This is a genomic window from Plesiomonas sp. ZOR0011, from assembly GCF_000800945.1.
GTDB classification, from domain to species: domain Bacteria; phylum Pseudomonadota; class Gammaproteobacteria; order Enterobacterales; family CAMTGL01; genus Plesiomonas; species Plesiomonas shigelloides.
Window position 1 is genome coordinate 1 of sequence record NZ_JRKB01000019.1, and the last position, 23,590, is coordinate 23,590.

Annotated in this window: 25 protein-coding genes; 7 read left to right on the forward strand and 18 right to left on the reverse strand. The window is 54.4% G+C overall.

Annotated features, from left to right (window positions below; genetic code table 11):
- The 9 genes from L975_RS02855 to fkpA all read right to left on the reverse strand — a co-directional run.
- Nucleotides 1-88 (reverse strand): GTP-binding protein (locus L975_RS02855; protein ID WP_002436303.1); only part of this gene is annotated, 88 nt, incomplete at its 3' end.
- Between the two features lie 81 nt (nucleotides 89-169).
- On the reverse strand, nucleotides 170-2,284 hold the full coding sequence (fusA, locus tag L975_RS02860) for an elongation factor G (protein ID WP_010862735.1): 2,115 nt from the start codon (nucleotides 2,282-2,284) through the stop codon (nucleotides 170-172).
- Between the two features lie 84 nt (nucleotides 2,285-2,368).
- The gene (gene rpsG, locus L975_RS02865) at nucleotides 2,369-2,839 is read right to left on the reverse strand and encodes a 30S ribosomal protein S7 (RefSeq protein ID WP_010862736.1); all 471 of its coding nucleotides are present in this window, start codon (nucleotides 2,837-2,839) and stop codon (nucleotides 2,369-2,371) included.
- Nucleotides 2,840-2,930: 91 nt separating this feature from the next.
- Nucleotides 2,931-3,305, reverse strand: coding sequence for a 30S ribosomal protein S12 (rpsL, locus tag L975_RS02870; protein WP_010862737.1), 375 nt, complete (start codon nucleotides 3,303-3,305; stop codon nucleotides 2,931-2,933).
- 198 nt (nucleotides 3,306-3,503) lie between these two features.
- The gene (tusB, locus tag L975_RS02875) at nucleotides 3,504-3,794 is read right to left on the reverse strand and encodes a sulfurtransferase complex subunit TusB (RefSeq protein ID WP_047707092.1); all 291 of its coding nucleotides are present in this window, start codon (nucleotides 3,792-3,794) and stop codon (nucleotides 3,504-3,506) included.
- A 111-nt stretch (nucleotides 3,795-3,905) separates the two neighbouring features.
- Complete coding sequence (gene tusC / locus L975_RS02880; protein ID WP_047707093.1) at nucleotides 3,906-4,265, reverse strand: sulfurtransferase complex subunit TusC; 360 nt, start codon at nucleotides 4,263-4,265, stop codon at nucleotides 3,906-3,908.
- 22 nt (nucleotides 4,266-4,287) lie between these two features.
- Nucleotides 4,288-4,710 carry a sulfurtransferase complex subunit TusD gene (gene tusD, locus L975_RS02885; protein ID WP_052181245.1) on the reverse strand — a complete coding sequence of 141 codons (423 nt, stop codon included), beginning with the start codon at nucleotides 4,708-4,710 and terminating at the stop codon, nucleotides 4,288-4,290.
- Nucleotides 4,685-5,407: a transcriptional regulator gene (locus L975_RS02890; protein WP_010862742.1), complete on the reverse strand. Its 723-nt coding sequence runs from the start codon at nucleotides 5,405-5,407 to the stop codon at nucleotides 4,685-4,687. Before L975_RS02890 ends, tusD begins: the two co-directional genes overlap by 26 nt.
- 131 nt (nucleotides 5,408-5,538) lie before the next feature.
- Nucleotides 5,539-6,315 (reverse strand): FKBP-type peptidyl-prolyl cis-trans isomerase, encoded by a 777-nt coding sequence (gene fkpA, locus L975_RS02895; RefSeq protein ID WP_010862743.1) that lies wholly within the window; start codon nucleotides 6,313-6,315, stop codon nucleotides 5,539-5,541.
- Nucleotides 6,316-6,602: 287 nt separating this feature from the next.
- Here fkpA and L975_RS02900 point away from each other — a divergent pair, with 287 nt between their 5' ends.
- Entirely contained in the window at nucleotides 6,603-6,824 is a 222-nt protein-coding gene (locus L975_RS02900; protein WP_010862744.1) for a SlyX family protein, read from the forward strand.
- A 168-nt stretch (nucleotides 6,825-6,992) separates the two neighbouring features.
- Here the strand turns inward: L975_RS02900 and slyD are convergent, their stop codons facing one another.
- From slyD to kefG, 4 genes are all read right to left on the reverse strand, one after another.
- Nucleotides 6,993-7,601, reverse strand: a complete 609-nt coding sequence (gene slyD / locus L975_RS02905; RefSeq protein ID WP_010862745.1) for a peptidylprolyl isomerase — start codon at nucleotides 7,599-7,601, stop codon at nucleotides 6,993-6,995.
- An 86-nt stretch (nucleotides 7,602-7,687) separates the two neighbouring features.
- Nucleotides 7,688-7,888 carry a YheV family putative zinc ribbon protein gene (locus tag L975_RS02910; protein ID WP_010862746.1) on the reverse strand — a complete coding sequence of 67 codons (201 nt, stop codon included), beginning with the start codon at nucleotides 7,886-7,888 and terminating at the stop codon, nucleotides 7,688-7,690.
- Nucleotides 7,881-9,692 carry a glutathione-regulated potassium-efflux system protein KefB gene (gene kefB, locus L975_RS02915; protein ID WP_010862747.1) on the reverse strand — a complete coding sequence of 604 codons (1,812 nt, stop codon included), beginning with the start codon at nucleotides 9,690-9,692 and terminating at the stop codon, nucleotides 7,881-7,883. Before kefB ends, L975_RS02910 begins: the two co-directional genes overlap by 8 nt.
- Entirely contained in the window at nucleotides 9,685-10,281 is a 597-nt protein-coding gene (gene kefG, locus L975_RS02920) for a glutathione-regulated potassium-efflux system ancillary protein KefG (protein ID WP_010862748.1), read from the reverse strand. Before kefG ends, kefB begins: the two co-directional genes overlap by 8 nt.
- 117 nt (nucleotides 10,282-10,398) lie before the next feature.
- Between kefG and L975_RS02925 the strand changes: the two genes are divergently transcribed.
- From L975_RS02925 to L975_RS02950, 6 genes are all read left to right on the forward strand, one after another.
- Complete coding sequence (locus L975_RS02925) at nucleotides 10,399-12,330, forward strand: ABC transporter ATP-binding protein (protein ID WP_047707096.1); 1,932 nt, start codon at nucleotides 10,399-10,401, stop codon at nucleotides 12,328-12,330.
- 255 nt (nucleotides 12,331-12,585) lie between these two features.
- Nucleotides 12,586-13,551: a hydrolase gene (locus L975_RS02930; protein ID WP_047707097.1), complete on the forward strand. Its 966-nt coding sequence runs from the start codon at nucleotides 12,586-12,588 to the stop codon at nucleotides 13,549-13,551.
- Nucleotides 13,552-13,600: 49 nt separating this feature from the next.
- Nucleotides 13,601-13,819 (forward strand): YheU family protein, encoded by a 219-nt coding sequence (locus L975_RS02935; RefSeq protein ID WP_010862751.1) that lies wholly within the window; start codon nucleotides 13,601-13,603, stop codon nucleotides 13,817-13,819.
- A 41-nt stretch (nucleotides 13,820-13,860) separates the two neighbouring features.
- The gene (locus L975_RS02940; protein WP_010862752.1) at nucleotides 13,861-14,742 is read left to right on the forward strand and encodes a phosphoribulokinase; all 882 of its coding nucleotides are present in this window, start codon (nucleotides 13,861-13,863) and stop codon (nucleotides 14,740-14,742) included.
- Nucleotides 14,743-15,046: 304 nt separating this feature from the next.
- Nucleotides 15,047-15,679 (forward strand): cAMP-activated global transcriptional regulator CRP, encoded by a 633-nt coding sequence (gene crp, locus L975_RS02945; RefSeq protein ID WP_010862753.1) that lies wholly within the window; start codon nucleotides 15,047-15,049, stop codon nucleotides 15,677-15,679.
- Between the two features lie 102 nt (nucleotides 15,680-15,781).
- Nucleotides 15,782-17,836, forward strand: coding sequence for an FUSC family membrane protein (locus L975_RS02950; RefSeq protein WP_047707099.1), 2,055 nt, complete (start codon nucleotides 15,782-15,784; stop codon nucleotides 17,834-17,836).
- 78 nt (nucleotides 17,837-17,914) lie between these two features.
- On the opposite strand, the gene L975_RS02955 is transcribed toward L975_RS02950, so the two are convergent.
- The 5 genes from L975_RS02955 to L975_RS02975 form a co-directional block, all read right to left on the reverse strand.
- Nucleotides 17,915-18,751: a DUF1338 domain-containing protein gene (locus L975_RS02955; protein ID WP_052181232.1), complete on the reverse strand. Its 837-nt coding sequence runs from the start codon at nucleotides 18,749-18,751 to the stop codon at nucleotides 17,915-17,917.
- Nucleotides 18,752-18,770: 19 nt separating this feature from the next.
- The gene (gene astD / locus L975_RS02960; protein WP_047707101.1) at nucleotides 18,771-20,234 is read right to left on the reverse strand and encodes a succinylglutamate-semialdehyde dehydrogenase; all 1,464 of its coding nucleotides are present in this window, start codon (nucleotides 20,232-20,234) and stop codon (nucleotides 18,771-18,773) included.
- 30 nt (nucleotides 20,235-20,264) lie between these two features.
- Complete coding sequence (gene astA, locus L975_RS02965) at nucleotides 20,265-21,284, reverse strand: arginine N-succinyltransferase (protein WP_047707103.1); 1,020 nt, start codon at nucleotides 21,282-21,284, stop codon at nucleotides 20,265-20,267.
- A gap of 9 nt (nucleotides 21,285-21,293) precedes the next feature.
- Entirely contained in the window at nucleotides 21,294-22,604 is a 1,311-nt protein-coding gene (locus tag L975_RS02970; protein ID WP_072033009.1) for an aspartate aminotransferase family protein, read from the reverse strand.
- A 242-nt stretch (nucleotides 22,605-22,846) separates the two neighbouring features.
- Entirely contained in the window at nucleotides 22,847-23,422 is a 576-nt protein-coding gene (locus L975_RS02975) for an aminodeoxychorismate synthase component II (RefSeq protein ID WP_047707105.1), read from the reverse strand.
- Nucleotides 23,423-23,590 lie beyond the last annotated feature (168 nt).

Consider the following 23,590-nt stretch of genomic DNA (forward strand, 5'->3'; position numbering starts at 1 on the left):
CAGTCAGGGTAGTTTTACCGTGGTCAACGTGGCCGATAGTACCAACGTTAACGTGCGGTTTAGTACGTTCAAATTTTTCTTTAGACACGGCTATATTCCTTACTATTGTGCTCTCCCCTGAGGAGAGAGCACGGGACTTAGGTTTAAACCTGGGTTTTAATCCTGTGGATTACTTACCACGGGCTTCAATAACGGCCTGAGCAACGTTGTTTGGCGCATCATCATACTTCAGGAATTCCATAGTGTATGATGCACGACCTTTGGTCAGAGAACGCAGCTGAGTTGCATAGCCGAACATTTCAGACAATGGAACTTCAGCATGGATCTTAACGCCAGTTACGTCGGATTCCTGACCACGCAGCAAACCGCGACGACGGCTCAAGTCACCGATAACGTCACCGGTGTTCTCTTCCGGAGTTTCTACTTCAACCTTCATGATTGGTTCAAGCAGAACTGGGTTTGCTTTCTTAAAGCCTTCTTTAAAGGCAAGAGACGCAGCCAGTTTAAACGCCAGTTCAGAGGAGTCAACGTCGTGGTAAGAACCGAAGTGCAGACGAACACCCATGTCAACAACTGGATAGCCAGCCAGAGGGCCAGACTTCAGCTGTTCCTGGATGCCTTTATCAACGGCAGGGATGTATTCGCCAGGAATTACACCACCCTTGATGTCGTTGATGAACTCGTAACCTTTCGGGTTAGAGCCCGGCTCCAGTGGGTACATGTCGATCACAACGTGACCGTACTGACCGCGACCACCAGACTGCTTAGCGTGTTTACCTTCAACATCGGTAACTTTCGCACGAATCGCTTCGCGGTAAGCAACCTGAGGTTTACCCACGTTCGCTTCAACGTTGAATTCACGCTTCATACGGTCAACGATGATGTCCAGGTGCAATTCACCCATACCGGCGATGATAGTCTGGCCAGACTCTTCGTCAGTCCATACGCGGAAAGACGGGTCTTCTTTCGCCAGACGGCCCAGAGCCAGACCCATTTTTTCTTGGTCAGCTTTGGTTTTTGGTTCAACTGCGATGGAGATTACCGGCTCAGGGAATTCCATACGCTCCAGAATGATTGGGTGATCTGGGTCACACAGGGTGTCACCAGTGGTCACGTCTTTCAGACCGATAGCTGCAGCGATGTCGCCCGCACGAACTTCTTTGATCTCTTCACGCTTGTTAGCGTGCATCTGTACGATACGACCAAAACGCTCACGCGCTGACTTCACGGAGTTCAGGATGGTGTCACCGGAGTTAACCACACCAGAGTAAACGCGGAAGAAAGTCAGGTTACCCACGAATGGGTCGGTAGCGATTTTGAACGCCAGTGCAGCGAACGGCTCTTTGTCACTTGCGTGACGCTCAGCCGGAGTATCTTTACCGTCGTCCAGGATGCCGTTGATCGCAGGAACGTCAACTGGGGATGGCAGGTAGTCAACTACCGCATCCAGCATCGCCTGAACACCTTTGTTCTTGAACGCAGAACCACAGGTTACCAGGATGATTTCGTTGTTCAGAACGCGCTGACGCAGAGCATTTTTGATCTCTTCTTCAGTCAGTTCTTCACCACCCAGGTATTTCTCCATCAGCTCTTCAGAAGCTTCGGCAGCGGATTCGATCAGGTTCTGGTGCCATTCGTCAGCCAGATCCTGCATGTCAGCTGGGATCTCTTCGTATTCGAAGGTCACGCCTTGGTCTGCATCGTTCCAGTTGATGGCTTTCATTTTCACCAGGTCGATAACACCGGTGAAGCCTTCTTCAGCACCAATTGCCAGCTGCAGCGGAACAGGGTTCGCGCCCAGACGGGTTTTGATCTGACCAACAACTTTCAGGAAGTTAGCACCCATACGGTCCATTTTGTTAACGAACGCGATACGAGGTACTTTGTATTTGTTAGCCTGACGCCATACGGTCTCAGACTGTGGCTGAACGCCACCTACCGCACAGTAAACCATTACTGCACCGTCCAGTACACGCATAGAACGTTCTACTTCGATGGTGAAGTCAACGTGTCCTGGGGTGTCGATGATGTTTACGCGATGCGGTTCATACTGCTTAGCCATACCTGACCAGAATGCAGTAGTCGCAGCGGAGGTGATGGTAATACCACGCTCTTGTTCCTGTTCCATCCAGTCCATGGTGGCTGCGCCGTCATGAACTTCACCGATTTTGTGGTTTACACCGGTGTAGAACAGAATACGTTCGGTAGTAGTAGTTTTACCGGCGTCAATGTGAGCACTAATACCGATATTACGGTAGCGCTCGATAGGAGTAGTACGAGCCACGATGTCTTCCTCTATGAACTAAGGGCGTTCTTCTGTCGGAAAATAGGAAGTGCAGACTCCCAACAGAGTCTGCACTTTTCGGTATTACCAGCGATAGTGAGCGAACGCCTTGTTGGCTTCAGCCATGCGGTGAACGTCTTCACGTTTCTTAACTGCAGTACCTTTGTTGTCTGCAGCATCAGACAGTTCGTTCGCCAGACGCTGAGCCATGGATTTTTCACCGCGCTTACGAGCAGCTTCAACCAGCCAACGCATGCCCAGCGCGTTACGACGTACTGGACGTACTTCTACAGGCACCTGGTAAGTAGAACCACCTACACGGCGTGCTTTAACTTCTACTGCTGGACGAATGTTTTCCAGAGCAGTTTCGAAAGCTACCAGGTGATCTTTGCCAGAGCGCTGAGCCAGGATGTCCAGTGCAGTGTATACGATTGATTCAGCAGTAGACTTCTTACCGTCTACCATCACAACGTTGATGAATTTAGCCAACAGCTCAGATCCGAACTTTGGATCCGGCAGAATTTTACGTTGACCAATCACGCGACGACGTGGCATAGGAATTCTCCGTTTAAAACTTCAGGTTATCCAAAACTCAAAGAGTTTTTGATTTGTAAATGGGTGTTTGGCCTTACTTAACGGAGAACCATTAAGACTTAGGACGTTTTACACCGTACTTGGAACGAGATTGCTTACGGTCTTTAACGCCAGCGCAGTCCAGAGCGCCGCGAACGGTGTGATAACGCACACCTGGCAGGTCTTTAACACGACCACCGCGGATCAGAACTACGGAGTGCTCTTGCAGGTTGTGACCTTCACCGCCGATGTAGGAGGTAACTTCAAAACCGTTAGTCAGACGAACACGGCAAACTTTACGCAGAGCGGAGTTTGGTTTTTTTGGAGTGGTGGTATATACGCGAGTACATACGCCACGCTTTTGCGGACACGCTTGCAGCGCTGGAACGTTGCTCTTTTCAACGTTCTGGGTGCGCGGTTTGCGTACCAGCTGGTTAATAGTTGCCATTAAATATAGCTCCTGGTTTTACTTCGTAAACACGTGAAAAATCCTCCCCAGAGTATGGGGACGCAGCATTCTAGGATCGTGCCTTAAAGGTGTCAAGAAATATACAACATATGCATTTAAGGCAAGCTTCAAGTGTACTGCAGTTTGGCTATTCAGGGTACCGCAAACGCTGATTTTATCACCAACGCCGCTGGCAATTCAGTACGCCAGTTGTTGTGGATATTGCTCGGTGAGCGCAACCCAACCTGAATAATCAATAACTTGTATCTGCGACAATAGTCGTTCTGCGATACCACGCGCCTGCGCATCAGCCTGCAGAACATAGACTTTGACCGGACTGGCGGCCAGAGGTTCCGCAAACTCGCAGCCGGCAAGTGCGGCGAGGACGCCATCACTCCACAGTAACAGGGCGTCTTGCTCAGTGGCCAGACGCAGGATGTCAGTCAACGCTTGGCTAGCAAACGGTGAACTCGACAGGGTGTACAGCATAACGGCACTCCTTGAATCCGGATCAAGGTGGAGACAGAGATGGACACAATAACAGTCATGATGGGCGCCAGCACGGTGCCGGACCTCGCCGCCACCGTGGCGCGATGGCCATCAAAAGGTCAGTATGGTGTCAAAACCTTGCAGGGTCTGCAGCAACTCATCTTGCTCTAGCCGCTGTGGGTTGAGCAGCAGTGGGCATTGCGCGTCCAAGCCACGGCGACGCAGATCCGGCAGATTGACGTAACACAGGGTGATGTCATACAGCGGCAATAAACCGAAGGTAGCGATATAGTCGCGACTTAGGATCAGCTGCGGTTGCTGCTCGGGTAGCAGTTGCAGTACGCCGTCGCCGATAAAAAAGACGCCCAGATCTTCGCTAAACGCTGAGGTGGCCAGTAAGGCGTCCAGCCCTTCCCGTCCGGCAGCGCTGCCGTGTGGAGCATGGGTAAAGACAAATGCGATGCGCTTCATCGGTAAGCACTCTCTTGGGATCTTAAAACTGCACGACGCGATCACAGGTCAAGGCGGCCTGTGCCAGTTCCCCCAACCCAGCCAAGGTAAAAGCTGGGTGTAAGTTAGCCGCGCTCAGTTGCTCTTGTTCGGCTTGCGCGGCATCCACCACGCCACGGCGCAAAGCCGCCGCGACACAGACGTTCAACGCAATATCATGCGCGGCCGCAAGATCACGCCATGCGTTGACCAGATGAAATTCATCACTGGCCGGCGCGGTCAGGGCGTTGGCATTGAGTACCCCATCGCGGTAGAAAAAAACCTGACTGATGCGATGGCCGCGCGCGAGCAAGGCACCGGCAAATTGGTAAGCACTGAGCGCCGCTTGTTGGCCATACACCGGGCCGGTCACCAACAAGGCGTAATTGAGCGGTTGAGGATTAGTCGCTTCCACTACTGAGGTCATCATTTTTGAACTGACGGATATATAAGTATACGGTGTGTTTGGAAATATTGAGGCGATCGGCCACTTGGTTGATGGCATCTTTGATGTCAAAAATCCCTTTCTCATACAGCGCCAACACAATCTGACGGTTCTTCAGGTTGTTGGAGACACTGCGATCGTTGTTCACTTCCTCAATGGTAAATTCCAGCGTTTGTGCCACCAGTTCATCAACTGAGCTGGCGAAGTTAACGTTAGACGGCGTTTCCCGCGCTTCTTCAGGCATAAAGGCTTTCAGCACTTGCGAGAACGGCGCATCTAAGTTGATGTTGATACACAACAAACCAATCACCCGATTTTCACGGTTGCGGATCGCGATGGTGATGGATTTCATCAGCGCCCCCCCGCCTTTGGCGCGGGTGAAATAGGCGCGAGATACGCTGGCATCTTCCATGTCATGCAGCATACGCAAAGCCAAATCGGTGATGGGTGAGCCGATGGTGCGGCCGGTGATTTCGCCGTTGGCGATCCGTACCGCGGAGTGCTTTAAATCTTCGAGCGAATGCAAGACGATTTCGCAATGTGAGCCAATCAGCGCAGCCAGACCATCAACCACGGCATGGTAGGAGTTCAGGATCTCATGGTCCTGCTCACTGAAAGGCCGGTGATCGAGTAAATCGTGCTCTGACAGCACATCATTTAAGATAAGCTCATTCGACATTTCCATCTCGCATAGATTTCAGCAGGTTAACTTTTCATGGATTGTAACAGAAAGGTCAATTCTGGCGCGGAAAAATAAAAGCCGACACTCAGGCCGGCTTTTGTCTGCTCGTGAAAATGTGATGCGTGCGCTTATTTAGCCGCAGCTGGCGCTTCCACTTTCAGCAGTTCCACTTCGAACACCAGTGTGGAGTTAGGTGGAATGCCTGGGGTACCGTCAGCACCGTAAGCCAGCTCTGGCGGGATCACCAGCTTGATTTTACCGCCAGCTTTGATTTGCTGTAGACCTTCGGTCCAGCCTGGGATCACACGGTTCAGAGGGAACGTGACCGGCTCTTTACGATCGTAAGAGCTGTCGAATTTCTTACCGTCAATCAGGGTGCCGACGTAGTTAACCACTACGGTATCGGTCGCTTTCGGTGTTGCTCCGGTACCTTCTTTCTCTACCAGATACAGCAGACCGCTCTTGAGGCTCTTCACGCCTTTTTCTTTGGCGAATTTAGCGCGGAAAGCATCACCGGCTGCGGCGTTTGCTTTGGCTTGCTCTGCCATTTTGGCTTGGGCCAGCTTGCTGATCTTCATATCCAGCGCCTGCAGGGTTTGCTGGATTTCGGTATCGTTCATTTTGGATTTGCCGTTAAAGGCTTCTTGCATCCCTTTCAGAACTTCTTCGCGGCTCAGGTTCATGCCGATGTTTTTCTGCGCATCTAAGTTGGCAGAAACATAACGCGCCATGGAAGCCCCGATTGCGTAGGCTGCCTGCTGATCTTCATTCGCAAAACCGGCCACTTTTGGCGCAGTCACATTCGCTGGCTCTGCCGCCGGTGCTCCGGCTGCCATCACAGCGCCGCTGCCTAAAGACAGTGCGAGTGTCATCGCGATCAGCGATGATTTAAATGCTGGTTTCATTCTTCCTCCATGGGCGGGCAACGTGCCCGCACGATACCTTACGCGTAAAAGATGTGCGTAGTAATCAATATACTCGCGATTGGCGAAACTGCACAGGGCGTCCGAAAGCAATCTGTATAAATTCATTGCGACGACAATTATTTAGTGTAGATGATCTTTGTCTGTCAGCACTGTACCGGCAGATTTGACCGCACAGCGGTTGGATAATTCCCTCAAATAGGGTTTAATCGCGTTTTTGTGGCCGCCGGTGCCTAAGTACCGGCCATCAACGGGTGTGAGGCACGTGAATGAGCGAGTTAGCAGCATTACAGGCACGGCTGGATCATCTGGAAAGCCGTCAGGCATTTCAGGAAGTGACCATCGAAGAGCTGAATAAGGTCATTATCCAGCAACAAATTGAGCTGGAAAAATTGCGTACCCAAGTACGCTTTGCGGTCACCAAGTTACGGGAAGTGCAAGCCTCGCCAGTGGCTTCGCAGGCGGAAGAGACGCCTCCGCCGCATTACTGATCTCGGCATAATTTCGAGTAAATAGTCTCGGGAAAGTCGCGTGGAGTGAAAATCGCATTACGTGCAAGCCGCGCCATAAAAAAGGGCACCCTAGGGTGCCCTTTTGCTATCTTTTCGATGTTGCTCAGTGAGTGTGAGGATGCTCGCGCACCACCACTCGACCGGCTATCAGTGCTTGCACCCGCAACCACCGTGGTTACCACAACCACCTTCGTGGTCATGATCGTGGTCATGGTCATGACCGTGACCACCGCAGCAGCCTTCGCCTTCACCGTGGCCGTGACCGCCGCAGCAGCCGCCTTCGTGTGAGTGCGCGCCGTGCACGTGACCGTGCTCCAGCTCTTCGGCAGTCGCTTCACGTACTGCAACCACTTCCACCGCAAAGTGCAGTGCTTGGCCAGCCAGCATGTGGTTACCGTCAACAACAACGTAGTCGTCGCCCACTTCGGTTACTTCTACTGGTACTGGACCTTGATCGGTATCCGCCAGGAAGCGCATGCCAACTTCGATTTCGTCCACACCCAGGAACACGTCTTTTGGTACGCGCTGAACCAGGTTGTCGTCGTAGTTACCGTAAGCTTCTTCAGCTGGAATGGTAATTTCGAAGCTGGCGCCAGCTTCACGGCCTTCCAGGGCATTTTCCAGGCCGGTGATCAGGTTGCCGTTACCATGCAGGTAATCCAGCGGCGCGCTGACCGGAGATTCGTCCACCAGCACACCATCTTCTGTACGTACTTGGTAGGCCAGGCTGACCACCACGTCTTTAGCAATTTTCATGGCAACTCCTGCCGTCGGTAGAAAAAGGATTATCTTTCGCGCGCCGATTGTAGCGGAAATCGGCAGTGCGCGGAAACCTCACAATGTTAATCCGGGCGAAAAACCCCGATTATTTGCTCGTCTGGGCGTTTGTGCTGTTCGATATGCGCGGCGGCTTGCGTCTGGCGATGACCGCATTGCACGCACTCGACCACTTCGGTTTCCAGCTCCCGGTACAAAGCTAAGGTGTCCTGCTGCTGACAGTGTGGACACACGGCTCCGGCGATAAAACGCCGACGTTTATTCATCTTCAACATCCCATCCTTGATGACGCAGACTTTCATTTTGCATCTCGCGCTCGAAAATATCATCCAGTTCGCGCCGCGCTTCTTTAACCCGCGAGATCTCGGTCACGCCGGCTTGATGCTGTGGCATCAGGTCACGCAGCATCTGCATGTCTAAGCGTTTGAAATACTGCTGCGCGCGGTAGGCGCGGTGCGGATGCATGCCGGTGGTCACCAACGCTTTTTTCCCTAACTCTAAGGCGCTGGAGAAGGTTTCGCGGCTAAATAAGGTAACGCCAGCACTCAGCAGTGCGTGAGCCTCCACCCGCCCACGAGCACGGGCCAAAATCTGCAACTGTGGGAAGTGCTCTTGGCACAGGTGCACAATCTGCATGTTGGCTTCGTGATCGTCAGCGGCGATCACGATGGAATCGGCCTGCGCGGCACCGGCGGCGCGTAGCAGCTCCAATTGCGTGGCATCGCCGTAATACACTTTGTAGCCGTAGCGGCGCAAGAACGACACTTGGTTCGGGTCGCGCTCCAATACCGTGATGCGCACTTTGTTAGCACTCAACAGTCGGCCGACAATTTGGCCAAAGCGACCGAAACCGACGATGATTACCTGCGGCTCATCATCCTCCACATGCGGTTGCTCTTCGCTGACCGTTTGGGTGTTGAGGGCCTTGGCCAACCAGCGGTCGAGCAGCTTCATCAGCAGCGGCGTAGTCATCATCGACAAGCTCACGCTCACCAGCAGCAACGCCAGTTGCTGGGAGTCAATCACTCGGCTGGCGGCGGCGGCCGAGAACAGCACGAAAGCAAATTCCCCGCCCTGACTGAGCACCACCGACAACTGTAAGCGACTGGTCCGGCGCAAGCGGAACAAGATACTGACCAAAAACAGCACTGCCGCTTTCACGCTGACCAAGACCAGCACCATCAAGGCCACCCACAGTGGATCGGTGAGCAAAATACCTAAGTTGACCGCCATACCTACCGAGATGAAAAACAGCCCCAGCAGCAGCCCTTTAAACGGCTCGATGGCAATTTCCAGCTCGTGACGAAACTCGCTCTCGGCCAACAACACGCCGGCGAGGAAGGTACCCAACGCCATCGACAGGCCAATGGCCTGCATTAAGAAGGCGGTGCCCAGCACCACCAGCAGCGCCGCAGCGGTAAAGACTTCACGCACGCCGGTATTGGCAATCATGCGGAACAATGGGCGCAGCAGATAGCGGCCGCCCAGCAGCAACGCGGCCACGCCACCAACCCGGATCGCAATCATCGACCAGTCCGTGGTGTCACTGGCGCCCACCGCCAACATGGGGATCAAGGCCAATACCGGCACCACCGCCATGTCCTGAAACAGCAAAATGGCAAAGCCCGACTGCCCGCCATCGTTACGGGTCATGCCGTACTCGCGCATTAACTGCAAGCCCATGGCGGTGGAGGACATCGCCAGCCCCAAACCACTGATCAAGGCACTTTGCCAGCTAAAGCCAAGTAACAGCAGCAGCCCCATCAATAAGCCGGCGGTTAATAACACCTGCAACGCGCCAAGGCCGAAAATGGGTCGCCGCATCTGCCACAGTTTGCCGGGATTTAACTCCAAGCCGATGATAAACAGCAGCAACACCACCCCAAGTTCGGAGAAATGCAGTACCGCTTCCACATCATTAATCAGACGTAAGCCCCAAGGGCCAATGGCCATACCGGCCAGCAAATAGCCGAGAACCGCACCGATCCCCGCTTTACGTGCCAACGGCACGGCAATCACCGCCGCGCTCAAAAATAAAATTACATCATGCATGGAGCCGGTTTCAGACATCAGACTCGATCTCCAACTCAGATTCAGATTCGATCGCCAGCGGGGCGGTGAGCCACTGCTGGAAATTATGGACATGGGTTTGCATCACATGCGGTTGCAAGTGGCGCGCCCAATAGATCACTTGCGGGGCTATCCACTGCATTCGGCATAAGGCCGCCGTCAACTCAAACGGGCGCAGAATCTCTTCAATCGGATAGCGGTTATAGCCGGTACGGCTATAAGCACGCGCCGGCCCGCCAATGGTGATCACCGAGTGCCAGTGCTTGCCCATTAAGGCATCGCCCTGTTTACCGTGGGCAAAATCTTTGACCAGCACCCGATCCATCCACTCTTTGAGGAGCGCCGGACAGCTGTACAGATACAGCGGATGCAAAAACACAATCACATCGAAATCACGCAGCAGCGTCTGCTCACGCTGCACATCGATAAAGAAGTCCGGATACTGGGCGTACAAATCGTGTACGGTGACATTATCCAAGGCCGCCGCACCGTCCAGCAGTGCACGGTTCGCCACCGATTCTTGCAGATCCGGGTGGGCGACAATCAATAAAACGTTGGGTGGCGTCGGGGAAAGGCTCCGTTCGCGCATTCATTACTCCTGCTTTGCGTCACCTGAAGGTCGTCAGTGACCTGAATTTCCGTTACCATGCAGGCCTGTTTTTTTGGCATTTCTCGCATCAGCTCTCGCTCGCAAAGGCAACCTGCAATGATCGTATTTTCTAATATCCAGTTAATCCGCGGCAATCAGATGTTGCTGGATAACGCCAGCGCTACCATCAATCCCGGCCAGAAAGTCGGCCTGGTGGGAAAAAACGGCTGTGGTAAATCTACCCTGATTGCCTTGATTAAAGGCGAGCTTACTACCGATGCCGGTTCTATCTCCGTACCCGCCCACTGGGCGATGGCCTGGGTGAATCAAGAAACGCCGGCACTGGATATGCCTGCTATTGAGTATGTCATAGATGGCGACCGAGAGTACCGACAACTTGAACAGGCGTTAGACTGCGCCAACCACGACAATGACGGTCACAAGATTGCCGAACTGCACGGCAAACTCGATGCTATTGGCGCGTGGTCGATTCGCTCCCGCGCTGCCAGCTTACTGCATGGCTTAGGTTTTTCGTCTGAACAGCATGTGCAACCGGTGAAAAGTTTCTCCGGTGGTTGGCGGATGCGCCTGAACTTGGCGCAAGCCCTGCTGTGCCGCTCTGACTTATTGCTGCTGGATGAACCGACCAACCACTTGGATCTGGACGCCGTAATTTGGCTGGAAAAATGGCTCAACAGCTATCGCGGCACCTTAGTGCTGATTTCCCACGACCGCGATTTCCTCGATCCGATTGTCGATAAGATTTTGCACATCGAGCAGCAACGCATCGATGAGTACACCGGTAACTACAGCTCCTTTGAAGTGCAGCGGGTAACTAAACTGTCGCAGCAGCAATCGCTGTATGAAAGCCAGCAAGCCAAAGTAGCCCATCTGCAATCGTTTATCGATCGCTTTAAAGCCAAGGCGTCCAAGGCGAAACAAGCCCAAAGCCGAGTGAAAGCCTTGGAGCGTATGGAGTTGATTGCCCCTGCGCACGTGGATAACCCATTTCGCTTTAGCTTCCGTGCGCCGGAGAGTCTGCCGAATCCTATTTTGAGCATGGAAAAAGTCAGCGCGGGCTACGGCGAGAAGATTATCCTCAACTCCGTGAAGCTCAACTTGGTGCCCGGCTCGCGTATTGGTCTATTGGGGCGCAACGGCGCGGGTAAATCGACCCTGATTAAACTGCTGGCCGGAGAGCTGGCGCCGCTACACGGGGTGGTTGAGCTGTCGCGCGGCATCAAGCTCGGCTACTTTGCCCAGCATCAGCTGGAAACCCTGCATCCAGAAGAGAGCCCGCTGGTACATCTGGCACGTTTAGCACCGCGAGAAACCGAACAACAGCTGCGTGATTATCTCGGCGGCTTCGGTTTTCGCGGCGATAAGGTCACCGATCCGGTGGCTCCGTTCTCCGGTGGTGAGAAAGCCCGTCTGGTGCTGGCGCTGATCGTGTGGCAACGCCCGAACCTGCTGCTGCTGGATGAACCGACCAACCACTTGGATTTGGACATGCGCCAAGCGCTGACCGAAGCGCTTATCGACTTCGACGGCGCGATGGTGGTGGTTTCGCACGACCGTCACCTGCTGCGCTCGACCACCGACGATCTCTATCTGGTGCATGACGGTCAGGTCGTGCTGTTCCGCGGCGATCTGGATGATTACCAGCGTTGGCTGAGCGAAGAGCAAAAGCGTGAGCAACAAGACAGCCCTGCGACCAGCAACGCTGGCGACAAAGACAACACCAACAGCGCACAAGCCCGTAAAGAGCAAAAGCGCCGCGAAGCGGAATTTCGTCAGCAAACCCAGCCACTGCGCCGTCAGCTGACCAAACTGGAAAAAGAGTTAGAAACCTTAACCAGCAAGCTGCAAGAGGTGGAAACCCAGCTGGCAGATCCGGCGCTGTACGATGCCAGTCAGAAAGTGCGCATGACGGAGCTGTTGTCATTGCAAGTCAGCACCAAAAACGCGCTGGAAGAAACCGAGATGGCGTGGCTGGATGCCCAAAGTGAACTGGAAAACCTGCAGCAGGCTTTTGACGCGTTAAGTTAAGCTCGCGCAAGCGAGTTCACCAAGAAACCTAGTCCGTCACTGAATCGCCCCCTGCGATGCCGCACTGCCGGTATCGCAGGGGGTGCATCGTTTTTACCCCTTCCCCATAGCGCAGTGATAGATTTCAGGGATAAACGCGCCCCCATTTCCTTTTGCCGCAAAATCCGGTATCAACGTAGATTACGTTCTTATTGGATTGCTGATGTGACACCTATGTCTGCCAGGATCTGCGCGGCACATGAGCCGGCCGCCTTCATGCCTTTTCATCCCTTACGCGGTGCGCACAACCCGCACCTGCAAACGCTGTTGCCGCGCCTGCTGCGCCGCCAGCCACAATTTACCCCGATAACGCAAACACTGGAGACGCCGGACGGCGATTTTCTCGAGCTGGCGTGGACCGAAAGCCCGCTGACTGCCAAGCACAAACCTCGCGTGGTGCTGTTTCACGGTCTGGAGGGCAATTTCCACAGCCCGTATGCCCACGGACTGCTGCAAGCGATCCGCGATGCGGGCTGGTTGGGGCTTTTGATGCATTTTCGCGGTTGTGGCAGTGAGCCCAACCGTTTAGCGCGCGCCTATCACTCTGGCGATACCGCCGATGCCCGCTTCGTGTTGCAGTGGCTACCATTCAATTTTGGTGAGCAGAACACAGCGGCCATCGGTATTTCCCTCGGCGGCAATATGCTGGCGCGCTATCTGGCCGAATATGGCACGGACAGCCTGTTGCAAGCCGCGGTCACGGTTTCGGCGCCGTTTGCCCTCGAACCGTGCTCGCGTCGCCTCGAACAGGGCTTTTCGCGTATCTATCATCAGTACCTGCTGGGCAAAATGAAAAGCAACCTGCTGCGCAAAATGACGCTGCGGCGGGTGGATTTACCACTGAACCAAGCGGAGATCCGCCAACTGCGTCGCTTGCGCGATTTTGACCATCTGCTGACCGCCCCGCTACACGGCTTTGACAGCGCCGAAGATTACTACCAGCGCTGTAGCGCCCTGCCGGTACTGGCACACATCACCGTACCGACCTTGATGCTACATGCCAAAGACGATCCCTTTATGACCGAGGCGGTGATCCCGCCACGAGATAGTCTTCCGGCCAATATTGAGTATCAGCTGACCGAGCATGGTGGCCATGTCGGGTTTGTCGGTGGCACTTGGCAGCAGCCACAGATGTGGTTAGAGCAGCGTATTCCCCAATGGCTGCGCCCTCATTTAGAATAAGGCTAATCCTCTGCGCGACAGCCGATCTATCTTGGAGCCCATTGAACCGATGATCATTCCTTGGCAACAACTTGAACCGGAAACCCTGAACAATTTGCTGGAATCGTTTGTCCTGCGTGAAGGCACCGATTATGGCCAGCAAGAGATGAGTTTTGCCGAAAAGACCGAACAGCTACGCCGCCAGCTGCAAAGCGGTGAAGCGGTGCTGGTGTGGTCGGAATTGCATGAGAGCCTGAACATCATGCGTCGCGACGAATTTAACGGTTAAGCGCGGTTTTATGCCGCTGCGTACCTGAGCAAGGAGTGCTTATGTCTGCGTTACATCCGATTATTGCGGTCACCGGCTCCAGTGGTGCGGGGACGACCACCACCAGCCGCGTGTTCCGCAAGATGTTCAAAAAGATGCAGCTCAATGCCGCCTTCATCGAAGGGGACAGTTTTCACCGCTACACCCGCACCGAAATGGATACCGCGGTGCGCCGCGCCCGCGAGCAAGGACGGCATATCAGCTATTTTGGCCCGGAAGCCAACGATTTTGGCCGCTTAGAGGCCTGCCTAGCCCGCTATGCGCAATCCGGCGATGGCGAAGTGCGCAAATACTTACACACCTTCGACGAAGCCGTGCCTTACAACCAGCTACCTGGCACCTTTACCGATTGGCAGCCGTTGCCGGAAAACTCTGACCTGCTGTTTTATGAAGGCTTGCACGGTGCGGTAGTCACCGAGCAGCACAATGTGGCGCAGCATGTGGATTTGTTGATTGGCATGGTGCCGATCGTCAATCTGGAGTGGATCCAAAAACTGGTGCGCGATATTCATGAACGCGGCCACTCGCGCGAAGCGGTCATGCACTCAATCGTGCGCTCGATGGATGACTACATCAACTTCATCACCCCACAGTTTTCGCGTACCCACATCAACTTCCAACGCGTGCCGACGGTGGATACCTCAAACCCGTTCGCGGCCACCAGCATTCCCAGCATGGATGAGAGCTTTGTGGTGATCCACTTTCGCGAAGATTTTCAGGTCGATTTTCCCTACCTGCTGGCGATGATTCAGGGGGCATTTATTTCACGCATGAACACGCTGGTAGTACCGGGGGGCAAAATGGAATTGGCGATGGATCTGATTTTGACACCGGCTGTGGCCAAATTATTGCGAACACAATCTGTGCAATCGCAAAAATCGTGAAATAACCTGCACATTTGACAGACAATTTCGCCTAATTTGTCACAAGAGTTGGCTTTTTCGCGCTCAGCTAGTGGGATTTAATGATAAAAAACGTGCGGTGTGCCACAGGCTGGATCAAAATCAGAGCATCATTAAATTAGGCCGCTAGAATGCTACCCAATGAGAGGTAGCCTTGCAGCAGAACCCACGAGTCAATATGCTAAGGTCACAATACGTGTACAAAACGTAGAGATTGTCGGGCTGCGTTACACAGGGAAATATTGCTAGTCCTGTCGTATCAAGCGACTATGTAGAGGAAATATAAATGGTTCTTGGTAAACCGCAAACAGACCCTACCCTTGAGTGGTTTTTGTCTCATTGTCACATTCATAAATACCCATCCAAGAGCACGCTGATCCATGCAGGCGAAAAGGCAGAAACGCTGTACTACATCGTCAAAGGTTCCGTCGCTGTTCTGATTAAAGATGAAGAAGGTAAGGAGATGATCCTGTCCTATCTGAATCAGGGTGATTTTATTGGTGAACTGGGACTGTTCGAGGAAGGTCAGGAGCGTACTGCTTGGGTACGTGCCAAGAGTGCCTGCGAAGTGGCCGAGATCTCTTACAAGAAATTCCGTCAGCTGATCCAGGTTAACCCGGATATCCTGATGCGTCTTTCTGCCCAGATGGCTTCCCGTCTGCAGACCACCTCGCAGAAAGTGGGCAACTTGGCCTTCTTGGACGTAACTGGTCGTATCGCACAGACACTGCTGAATCTGGCCAAACAGCCAGACGCGATGACCCACCCAGACGGTATGCAAATCAAGATCACCCGTCAAGAGATCGGCCAGATTGTTGGCTGCTCCCGTGAAACGGTAGGTCGTATCCTGAAGATGCTGGAAGATCAGAACCTGATCTCCGCCCACGGTAAAACCATCGTGGTGTACGGCACGCGTTAATCTCCGGTTACTTTTCCGGTTTCAGGTAAAAGGCGCTTTTTAGCGCCTTTTGTGCTTTGATCTCAGAAACAGCCTGTTTTTTATGTCAGCCAAGAGCGGCTCATGAGATCGTTAAAACACCTGCTTCTGCATCCTGAATTCAACTTCGGCCTCCGACAGACCCTGATTGTCGCCATTCCGGTGCTTACCGCGCTGGCGCTCGGCAATGTCATGTATGGCCTGCTGCTATTTTTATCCGTCCCTTGTTGTACGGTCGCTGGTTTAGACGCACCGCAACAGCACTATCTGCGCCGCGTAGTCACCGTCGCCGCCATCTTTGCCTCCGCCAGTTTGTTTGTCGGTGGTTTGCTGCAATTGGGGCTACCGGAGCCGCTGATTTTACTGTTATTGGCGCTGGTGTATGGCGTTGTGCGGGAAATCAGCAGCCAAAATACCAAGCTGATGCCCGCGTGCTTAGCGGCCGGTATTTTGACCTTAGCACTGCTGAAAATCTTCCCCTTCTGGCAAGCCGCTGGGGTGTTTTTAATTGGCGTGGCTTGGTTTGGTCTGTTTACTTTTTGCTGGATTCATCTGTGGAAATTCGTGCCGCTACGCGACACGCTCAACAAGTCTTACCGCGCCTTGGCCGATTATCTGGACAGCAAATATCAGGTATTAGTGAATGCCACTGACCCAGAGCAAGCCAGCTTAGTGTTACTGCAAAAACAGCAAAACCTGATGGAGTTGCTGTCGCAAAGCAGCCAATTATTGAATCAGTTAGATGCGCAAAGCTGGCCTGGTGGCCAGAAAATGCTACGTCTGTACCAAACTGCGCTGGATCTGCAAGAGCACATTACCAGCAGCCTGAATCAACCGCAGCGGGTACACGATGAGATTTGTGCCTGTCAGGCACAAGCGGTGATCTTGGGTAACGTCAGCATGATGGTGCAGCGCCTGCGCGCCATTGCCGACAGCATCCTATACGCAGACCGACTCGCCGACTTTGATATGCAGGCGGGCCTGAATGACTTACAGCGGTTACAAACACAGCACCCTGACAGCGAAGTCCTGCACTTTTGTGCCTATCACTTCGGCCAAGTGGCGCGCTTGCTGCAAACCCTGCGTCCGACCTACGAGCGCGAGCTGTGCCCACGCATCCCCGATCCGCCGCTGCTGACTGCACTCAAAAATTACTTAAATTGGAATGCCTCTTCGCTGCGCATGGCGGCACGCAGTGGCGTGACCTTAGCCATTGGCGCGCAAATCGGTGCCTTGCTCTCGCTACCGCGCTCGTATTGGGTCTTGCTGACCATCGTGCTGGTGATGCAAAGCGGCTATAACGCAACCAAGGTGCGCATTCAGCACCGGGCGTACGGTACATTACTGGGCTTGGTGCTCGGCACTGGCGTGCTGCTACTAAACCTGCCGCAAGCATGGCTGCTCGGGTTTATGTTTATCGGCACCTTGATTGGTTTTTCGCTGGTGCACAATCACTATGGTTGGGCAGTAGTGCTACTCACCGTGATGGTGGTCTGCCTGCTGCAATTGCTGACGCACAACAGCGCGGCATTTTTGGTGGCGCGGATGGAAGATACCCTGCTCGGCTGCGTACTGGCGTTTCTCAGTACCACCTTGCTGTGGCCACAGTGGCAAAGTACCCGTCTGCTGCAGTATGCCAATGCGCTGTTAGACAGCGTCGGCGAACACATGCGCCGCTTAATCCATATGCTGGAGCGCCAAAGCATCAGTGCTGCTGAATTAAGTTTGTCGCGCATCAAGGTCAACCAAGCACAGATGGATTTACACAACTCTTACGCACAAGCGCTGCAAGAGCCAGGCTATAACAGTTTGTACCTTAAAGAGATCCTGCTGTGGCAAGCACATAGCCAGCAGCTCATCGAGCATATCAACAGCATGACGGTGGAGATTCGTGAGGGCGCAACCGAAGCCGAGGGCAATCTGCAGGCCTACCGTGAAGCGTTAGAGTTTGCGATCCAAGCTTGCCAGCAGCAGCTGGCTAACCGCACACCGCTGGCGGATAACAGCCTACAAAGCTTGCCACTGCCGAGTTTACCGCCCGAAGACAGCGCGCTCGATCATCACTTCTATCGCATCTTATCGCACTTAAGTGAGATGTATGCCTTGTCGGGGATGGCGGTCGCATCGCGTCATCTGTGACCTCTCACGCTCTCACGCTCTCACGCGAGCCTGCCGATGATGGCATCGCGTGAGAGCGTGCTAGTGTGGTAGCGAGTGTTATTGCTGGCGGGTATCGGTACTGCTAAAGATGCTGATTGCCGAACTTTCGACAAAGCCTTGGAACAAGGTGCCATCTTCTTGCGGATAACGCAGGGCAAATTCATAAAAGCAGCCCGGAATGGCGCAGGGTTGGTCACTAAAATGCACCAGTACCGGATCGGCGAGCGTGGCGGACTGCTCCAGCTTCTGCGCTGGTGAGCCTTTGATCACCCCGCCTTGCTGATTCAGCGCAATCGCATGCTGCTCCAGTAAGGTATTAAACTGCGGCAAGGTATGAAAATCTTGCAGGTCATTGACCGATAAGGTGAAGTGATTAGCACGAAAACCGAATGCCGCCAGCCACGCGGCATACTCGCTCTCCGCCAGCAGCAACTGATAATCCGCCAGCGACAATTGCCAGAGCCGACCGGCCGCCAAGCCAAGGGGGCTATCGAACATATTCTCCGGTAATTGCGCCACCAGCGCCGCAATCAACTGCTGCGCCAACGGTGAGAGTTGGTCAACTTCCAACTGGGAGATGAAAATCTTCGGTTGACGCGGATCGAGGTGTTCCAGATGCACAGCGGTGAGCTTGCGTTCGACAAACTGATAGTGCCCTTCCACGCTGTAACCGAGCGCATCGAGCAACGGCAATAACCGTGATAAACCGGTCGCCGGTAGATTGAAGGTGCGCAGCGCCAGATGGTCATTAATCAGCGCCGCATCCTCGCCCAATAAGCGATTGATCTCACTCACCACCGGTGTGATGGCTATATAGTCTTGCCACCAGCGCTGTAACAAGCCATCTAGGTCACTGCCCGCGGTGCTGGGGTTATCCAGAATGAAGTTTCCCATGCTAATCCTCCTCTGTCTGTCAGAGTGTTAACCCGGGGCTAAGTTGAGCCGGCAAGGTGGCATGCTCCAATTCCAACGAGGCAACCGGATAGGCGCAGTAATCGGCGGCATACAGTGCCGAGGGCCGATAGTTACCGGACGCACCACAGCCACCAAAAGGCGCAGCACTCGACGCACCGGTCAGTGGACGATTCCAGTTGACGATCCCGGCGCGGATCTGAGTACGAAACTGCTGATACAGCGCCGGATCATCACTGAACAAGCCCGCCGCTAGCCCGTAACGGGTCTGATTAGCCCACTCTAGCGCTTGCGCAAAGCTCTGATAACGCTGCACTTGTAACAAAGGCCCAAAATACTCTTCATCCGGTAACGCGCTCACTGCGCTAACATCCAAAATCCCTGGTCGTAAAAAAGCTGGCCCTAATGCAAGCGGCTGCAGCGGTAACAGTGCCTTAGCACCCAATGCCAGTAGCTGCTCTTGCGCCTGTAACATCTGCGCGGCCGCGGCATTGCTGATCAGCGGCCCACAAAATGGCTCCGGGCGTTGCTCTGGCGCGCCGATCAGTAACTGCTGAGTGGCCTGCACTAAGCGCTGTAGTAGCGCATCGCCCTCATCACCTACCGGTAAAAGCAAGCGGCGAGCACAGGTACAGCGCTGGCCGGCGGTCAGAAAGGCCGATAGCAGGATGTCGTGCACCACTGCTTTATGATCGCTCACCTGCTGCACGATCAGCGGGTTATTCCCCCCAAGCTCCATCGCCACAATGCGCTGCGGGAACGCCAGCGATTGCTGCGCCAACAGCCGTCCGGTACGTGCGCTGCCGGTAAACAGCAGACCATCAAGCTCCGGCGATGCCGCCAGCGCAGCGCCAACCGACACGCCACCTTGCACCAGATTCACTACGCCATCCGGTAGACCGCTTTGTTGCCACAGCAATGCCAGCGCCTCGCCAGTCGCCGGCGTCAGCTCGGAGGGCTTAAACACCACCGTATTTCCGGCCAGCAGCGCTGGCATGATATGCCCATTAGGCAGATGGCCGGGGAAATTGTACGGGCCAAACACCGCCATCACCCCGTGCGCGCGGTGGCGCACATGTGACACCCCCTGCGCCATCGGCTGCTGCCACTCACCACTTCGACTTTGGTAAGCACGCCAAGAGATCTCGGCTTTGCCCAACATGGCGGCCAGCTCATTACGACTTTCCCACAGCGGTTTACCGGTTTCGGCGCAGATCAAGCCGGCTAACCAGCTTTCTTGCTGGCGCACCTGCTCATTAAAATTCTGTAGATAGACAAAACGCTCATCAGGGCTAAGTTGCTGCCACGCCGGCCATGCGGCGCGTGCCGCCTTGAGCGCGGCCTGCACTTGCGCCTCAGTGGCGGCAGCACCTTGCCACAGCAACGCACCACTGGCCGGATTGTACGAATGCAGGACGCCCCCTTCCCCCGGTAACCAGCGGCCATCAATCAATAAACCGGACATGACGCCTCCTTGAATGCGCTGTGGTGCGCGTTATAACGGCAAAATCCGCACGCGGTCGCCGTCACTGATCTGCAAAAGCTGCGCGCTTTCGTGGCTGATATGCGCCTCGTGCAGCTCTTCATCCACCGAAACCATCCCCAAACAGGCGCGAAAACGCTGGAAACGGGTCGAACTGATTAAGTGCAAACTGCCGCGGGTGGTATCTTCCATCACGCACGCTTTCATGCGCCGACTGTGCCGTACAGCGCGGATGTCATTGCGCGCACACTCCACGGTCGGGCCGGCATCGAAGATGTCGACATAGCCACGATGGTGAAAGCCCTCTTCCAGCAGTAACTGCAGCGCCGGTCGAGTTTGTGGATGCACTTGCCCAATCACCGCCTGCGCTTCAGGGCTGAGCAAGTTGATATAAATCGGGTGGCGCGGCATCAGTTCGGCGATAAAGCGCTTGTTACCCGTGCCGGTGAGTCGATCGGCAGTACTGAAATCGATGTCAAAAAAGTGGGTGCGTAACCACTGGAAAAACGGCGAATCGCCGTGTTCATCCGAAATCCCACGCATCTCGGCAATCACGGTTTCGGCAAAACAGGCGGCAAACTCGGCGATAAACAACAAACGGCATTTCGACAGCAATTTGCCATGCTGACCGTGGCGATAAGCCGGCAGCAAAAACAGCGTGCACAGCTCAGTGACGCCGGTGTAATCGTTACACAGGGTTAAGGTTTCTACGGTTTTGTAGACATTCAGCTCGCGCGAGACATGCACCGCCTTGGCGCGGTGATAGCTGTAAAAGGGGTGCGCCAAACCGACGCAAGACTCAATCGCCGTAGTACCCACTACTTGGCCGGTTTCAGTATCTTGGGAGACAAACAGAAAATCATACTCCCCCGGCGCAGTGGGGTGAGCCGCAAATGCCAACTCGGCCTGTGTAATACGCTCGAGCAGGCGCGCCTCATCAGCCGGCAATGAGGTAAAGCCAAAGCCAGAGGCCTGTGCACACTGCATCAACGCCGCCAAATCGGCGCGGGTAACCGGACGGACGACCAGCATAGCGCCTCCTCACCCAGCACTGAGGCCAGATTGGCTACTCGCGGATGGAGGCATACAAACGCGGCGAATCGCCGCCCGCAAGCGTGCCATCCCCAACGCAATATCCTGCTCCTCAATCACCAATGACGGCGCAAAGCGCAGGACATCGGGTCCGGCCATCAGCAGCATCAGCCCTTCTTCGGCGGCCGCATTTAAAAAGGCCTTCGCTTGCCCGATATAGGGCGCTTGTAGCTCGGCGCCAATCAGCAGCCCTAAACCGCGGATCTCGCGAAACAGACCGAACTCCTGATTGATGGCCTGCAGCTGCTGATGAAACTGTCGCGCCCGTAGCAACACGCCCTCTTGCACACTCGGCGTATTGACGGTGCGCAGCACGGTATGCGCCACCGCACAGGCTAACGGATTACCGCCATAGGTCGAACCATGGGTGCCGACCGTCAAACTGGAGGCAAACTCACTGGTGGTCAGCATAGCGCCGATCGGAAAGCCGCCGCCTAATGCTTTGGCGGTGGTGAGAATATCCGGCGTCACCCCGTATTGCATGTAGGCATACAAACTGCCGGAGCGGCCAACGCCGGTCTGCACTTCATCGAAAATCAGTAAGGCGTCATGCTGATCGCACAGCTCACGCAGCCCACTTAAAAACGATTCCGTGGCCGGAATGACTCCGCCTTCCCCTTGCACCGGCTCAACAATCACCGCACAGGTGTGATCGCCGATCACGGCACGCACCGCAGCCAGATCGTTATAGGGCACATGGATGATGTCCGCCGGTTTGGGGCCAAAACCATCGGAATATTTCGGCTGCCCGCCGGTACTGACGGTAAAAAAGGTGCGGCCATGAAAGGCCTGCCGAAAGGCGATAATCTGGGTTTTATACGGCGAGTGATGGTCGATGGCGTAACGACGCGCCAGTTTGAGCGCCGCCTCATTGGCTTCTGCGCCCGAATTGGCCAAAAAGACTTTACCGGCAAAAGTGTGCGTTACCAGATACTGCGCCAGCTGCAGTGCTGGCTCGTTGGTGTAGACATTGCTCAGGTGCCACAGGGTTTGCCCTTGCTGCAACAAGGTTTCCACCAACGCCGGATGGCAATGTCCGAGCGCATTCACGGCAATGCCACCGGTAAAATCGATGTACTCTTTGCCCTGCTGATCCCACACCCGTGAGCCTTGGCCACGTACCGGAATAAAGGCCGCGGGCGCATAACACGGCACCATCAGCTGATCAAAACAGGCGCGCTTAACAGCACTCGCGCGGGGCGATAATGCTGTTAGAGGGGATAACAACGGGGAATCTGAAACTGCCGGGTCTTCACGCATACGCCGCTCCTCGCCAGACTGTCCGGCGCCGACGCGCCTCGCATTAACATTAAGTTAACACGAGTTTTTCGCTTTTGCCTATGTGCCGGCTCGCATTTCCTCTCTACCGCAACGAACCACCGCTGACCGATGCCCACGCGTCATCCAGACACGGAAAATCGAGGCAAAGCACAACAGAACGGCCGATAAAATGCGGCTAACGTCAGTAAAAATGAGAGGAAAAGAGGGAAAACGCTGGACAATTAGCCAGCGATAAAATTGGCCAGCAAGCTATGCCCTTGCTCGCTCAAGATGCTCTCAGGATGGAACTGCACCCCTTGCAGCGGTAAATGACGGTGTCGGATCCCCATGATTTCATCAAAGCGACCATCACGCTCACTCCAAGCCGTAATATCAAAGCAATCTGGCAGTGAGTCAGCCTCCACCACCAGTGAGTGATAACGCGTGACCGACAGCGGATCGGGCAAGCCCTCAAAGACACCCAAACCGGTATGCCGGATGGCCGAGACTTTGCCGTGCATCACCTGCCGTGCCCGTACCACCTTGCCGCCAAACACCTGCGCCAGCGCCTGATGACCTAGGCAAACACCGAGGATCGGCAAACGCTCCGCAAAATGGCGGATAGCCGCCAGCGACACCCCAGCCTGATCGGGTGTGCAAGGCCCAGGGGAAATCACCAAATGCGATGGCGCAAGCTGCTCGATATCAGCCAGCGTTAGGCTATCGTTGCGGCGTACCATGACCTCACAGCCCAGCTCGCAAAAGTACTGGTACAAGTTATAGGTAAAAGAGTCATAGTTATCGATAAGCAGCAGCATAAAACACCTAAACAATTGATTTATAAAGGCATCAAAAGTGACAAATCAGAATGATACCCGCAACGATACCCGCTTTTTTCATTGATACCCGAGAGCTTTTGTATCAATGGGATAACCATCAAAAGCAGGCGCTTATGATAACTGCCGTTTACCTATTTCTCGATACCC